The sequence below is a fragment of the Skermanella sp. genome, assembly GCF_059503625.1.
The window spans coordinates 1-4,341 of record NZ_JCACHA010000040.1; the positions used below are offsets into that span (position 1 = coordinate 1).

Genomic DNA, 4,341 nt, shown 5'->3' on the forward strand with positions numbered 1-4,341 from the left:
ACCGGCGGACGGAGACCCTGTTCCTTCGCCATGCGCGACACGCCGATCGCCATATTGCCGCCGGCGCTCTCGCCCGCCACCGCGATGCGGTTGGGGTCGCCGCCGAACTGGGTGGCATTGGCCTGAACCCAGCGGTAGGCCGTCAGCGCGTCCTCGTGGGCGGCCGGGAACTTCGCTTCCGGTCCCTTGCGGTATTCGGCCGAGACGACGATGGCGCCGGACTGGTTCGCCAGCGCGCGGGCCGACGCGTCATAGGTGTCGAGGTCGGCGATCACCCAGCCGCCGCCGTGATAATAGACGATGACCGGCAGCGGGCTGCGCGCGGCGCCGGGAACGTAGATGCGTGCCGGCTGCGAACCGTTGGAACCCGGAATGCTGACGTTGCGGACGGACACCACGGCTTCGGGAGCGGCGCTCCGGCCGTCGTCCTGAAGCACCTTCTTGACGGCATCGCCCAGCGTGGGCTGCTTGCGGGCTTCCGGTGCGGACAGCGTCTCGATCGGCTTCGGACCCAGCGCCTGGAGCGCCAGCAATGCGGAACCCATGTCGGTGTCGGCACTCGCCAGCGTGGGAACGCCCTGGGCTGCGGCGGCCGGATCCTTGGACACGGCGGTTCCCAGATTGGACATCTGCTGGCAGGCCCCAAGGGTCAACAGGGCCACGGCCCCCATCAGCAGCGGAGCGAAAGAGGAATGCTTCGGCCGATTCTTCATCATAACCTTTCGCGATGCGGCACGCTCAGGCGCCACGATCTTCATTGTCTTATTCAGATCACTCCAACAAGGAAAACCAACCGCCAGTTCCCAACTGCCGTTCACATGCACGTGATCGTCCAGATGAAATCAGGCGTAATACTATCAATAAAAAATGCGCGGCTGTTTCCAGCCGCGCATTTACTTACCGACGGAGTTCCGCCGCCGGATCAGACCTGCTTGACCTTCGCTTCGCGCTCCCAGAACCTGACCTTGCGGCAGGCCTGAACGAAGGTCTTGGCATCGCCCGAGCCCTTCAGTTCGACGAAGCCCTTGTCGATATCCGGAGCGACGCCGGCCTTGTCCAGCAGCGGCATGGCATCGGCGTTGTAGGCGATGAACTTCGCGTGGGCGAAGGCATCGTTGACGAAGTCGCGGGCGGTTGCTTCCTTCGCCAGCAATGCCGCTCCAGCCGACGACAGCAGGATCGCCACGCTGTCGTAGACGACGGACGGAGCGCCGTTGATCTTCTCGTCGCCCTCGATCCAGGTACCGTCGCTGGCCTTGACGCCGCCGACCATGGGAGCGACGAACTCCAGCATGGCGCCTTCGGCGAGCACGGCTTCCTTCAGCGACTTGACCAGATCGATGTCCACGCCGTCGCTGACCAGCACGCCGACCTTACGGCCCTTGAAGCTGTCCGGCCCGTTGAGCAGGATGCTGAGCGCCGGAGACGCCGGCAGGTCCCTGCGGGTCGGGCGGGCGGCGTCGGCGGGCTTGGGCTTCTGCTCAAGCCGCAGGCCCGTGATCACCTTGTCGGCCAGTTCGTCATCGACGTTCATCAGATGGGATACCATGCGCGAGCGGATCGCCGGGGTCTTGACCTTGCTCAGTTCGAAGATGAAGGCATCGGCGATGTGGGTCTGCTCGACCGGCGTCTGGCTGATGTAGAACTGGCGGGCCTGGCTATAATGGTCGGAGAAGGTCTCCGCCCTGATCCGCAGCTTGGCGCCCTGCTCTTCCGCCGGATACGACTTGAAGCCGATATCGGGCGCCTCGCGCGGGCCGCCGGCCGCTCCGCCCCAGGAGTTCGGCTCGTAATTGGCACGGCCCTTGGGGTTGACCATGGCCATGTGGCCGTCCTGCTGGAAGTGGTTGACCGGCTTCTTCGGCGCGTTGATCGGCAGATAGGTGAAGTTGGGGCTGCCCAGCCGCTTCAACTGCGTATCCAGATAGGAGAAGTTGCGGCCCTGGAGCAGCGGATCGTTGGTGAAGTCGATGCCGGGGACGATGTTCTGGGTGCAGAAGGCGACCTGCTCGGTTTCCGCGAAGAAGTTGTCCACCGTGCGGTCGAGCACCATGCGCCCGACGATCTGGACCGGCACCAGTTCTTCCGGGATGATCTTGGTGCTGTCGATCACGTCGAAGTCGAACTTCTCGGCGAAGTCCTGGTCGAAGAGCTGGACGCCCAGTTCCCATTCCGGATAGTCGCCGGCCTGGATGGCGTTCCACAGGTCGCGGCGGTGGAAGTCGGGATCGGCGCCGTTGATCTTGAGCGCCTCGTTCCAGACGACCGACTGCATGCCCAGCTTGGGCTTCCAGTGGAACTTGACGAAGGTCGATTTGCCTTCGGCGTTGACGAAGCGGAAGGTATGGACGCCGAAGCCTTCCATGAAGCGGAAGGAGCGCGGGATCGTCCGGTCGGACATGATCCACAGCGCCATATGCATCGATTCCGGCGACAGGGAAATGAAGTCCCAGAAATTGTCGTGCGCCGTCTGCGCCTGCGGGAAGCCCCGGTCCGGCTCCTGCTTGGCGGCATGGACCAGGTCGGGGAACTTGATGGCGTCCTGGATGAAGAACACCGGGATGTTGTTGCCGACAAGGTCCCAGTTGCCCTCATTGGTATAGAACTTGACCGCGAAGCCCCGGACGTCGCGCGCCAGATCGGGCGAACCCTTGTTGCCGGCGACGGTGGAGAAGCGGACGAAGACCGGCGTCTTTTCCCCGGCGCGCTGGAACAGGTCGGCGCGGGTGATGTCGGACAGCGAGTCGGTCGTCTCGAAATACCCATGGACGCCGAAGCCGCGGGCATGGACGACGCGCTCGGGAATGCGTTCATGGTCGAAATGGAAGATCTTCTCGCGGAAATGGAAGTCTTCCAGCGCCGTCGGGCCACGATAGCCGATCCGCAGCGAATTCTGGTCGTCGGCAACCGGGATACCTTGCTGGGTGGTCAGTACCGGCACGTCGCCGCCAGCCACCTGATGGGTTTCTCCCCCCTCGCCGCGAATGACCTCCTGATCGTCGAAGGTCGCTGTTGTACGGCTGCTGGTAAGCCTGTCGTCCGGCATTTCGGTCGCCTTCTTCAATTTCCGTATGAGGGAGATGACGCGGATGTCCAAGGCGCGCGTAATGGCGCGCCATATGGCTCAAGCCGCTCGAAGGCGGCGATTAAGTCAATGTCCGCTAATCCCTGTTACTCAACCGATTGCGCTTAGAATTGTTCCAAAGGAATTCCCCGCACAGCCGGGTTCCATTACTTCCTTGCCGCCCGATGCTTCCCCTATATGCTGCCGGTCATGCCAACCGACCTGACCTCAGCTTCCAAATCATCCAGCCCTCCCAAGCCGCCGCTGCGTGCGATCATGCTTCCCGTGGCGGCGCTGGCGGGGGTGCAGGCGCTGGTGTCGGGAGGCCTGTTCGCGGTGCCGACCATAGCACCGGCCATCGCGGCAGATATCGGGGTCAAGCCTTCGGCTCTGGTCGGCGTCTACATGGCCGTGATCTTCGCGCTCGGCATCGTCTCCTCGCCGGTCGGCGGCGACCTCGTGATGCGGCTGGGGGCGTTGCGTGTCAGTCAGCTCTGCCTGACCGGATGCGGCATCGCTCTGGCGCTGGCGTCCAGCGGAACCGCCTGGATCTTCGTGCCGGCAGCCTTGCTGCTGGGATGCGTGTTCGCGCCCGAGACGCCGGCCAGTTCGCATCTGCTGATGAGGATCTCGCCGCCGGAGCGGCGCGGACTGGTTTTCTCGTTGAAGCAGACCGGCAACCAGATCGGCGGTATCGCCGGCGCCCTGGCGCTGCCGGCCCTGGTCCCGCTGGTCGGCTGGCAGGGCGGGCTTCTGCTGGTCGCATGCCTGTGCGGCGTGGCCGCCTTGCTGCTGGCGCCGCTCCGCCGCACCTGGGAAACCCCGGCGGAACCGCAGACCGGCACCATGTTCGGCCGCTACGGCAAGGCGCTGAAGCTGGTCCGCGACGATGCCCGGCTGCGCGCCATGGCGCTGGCGGGGGGTGCATACTCCGCCATGCAGATCAGCCTGAACGCCTTCCTGGTCAGCTTCTGCGTGGTCGAGCTTGAGATGCCGCTGACATTGGCCGGAGCGGCGCTCGCGGTGGCGCAGACGGGCGGTCTGGTAGGCCGCGTCTTCTGGGGCGTCGTCGGCGACCGGATCGGACATACCCGGCTGGTGCTGGGATCGCTGGGGATCGCCATGGCGGCGGCGGCGGTGGCGACGGTCGGAACGAGGTGGACCTTTCCGACGTTCGCGACTTTCTGCTTCCTGTTCGGACTGACCGCGAGCGGCTGGAACGGGCTCTTCCTGGCCGAGGTGGCGAAGCTGGCGCCCCGGGGCCGCGTCAGCGAGGC

At 64.9% G+C, this 4,341-nt stretch carries 3 protein-coding genes; 1 reads left to right on the top strand and 2 read right to left on the bottom strand.

The window, feature by feature from the left end:
• Both AC5JJ6_RS00965 and AC5JJ6_RS00970 read right to left on the bottom strand, forming a co-directional pair.
• Positions 1–713 (bottom strand): alpha/beta hydrolase (locus AC5JJ6_RS00965; protein ID WP_496040242.1); only part of this gene is annotated, 713 nt, incomplete at its 3' end.
• 209 nt (positions 714–922) lie between these two features.
• A complete protein-coding gene (locus tag AC5JJ6_RS00970; RefSeq protein ID WP_496040243.1) occupies positions 923–3,046 on the bottom strand; it encodes a catalase in 2,124 nt (707 codons plus the stop codon).
• 228 nt (positions 3,047–3,274) lie between these two features.
• Between AC5JJ6_RS00970 and AC5JJ6_RS00975 the strand changes: the two genes are divergently transcribed.
• Positions 3,275–4,341, top strand: a 1,067-nt coding sequence (locus AC5JJ6_RS00975) for an MFS transporter (protein ID WP_496040244.1), incomplete at its 3' end; no start/stop codon positions are given.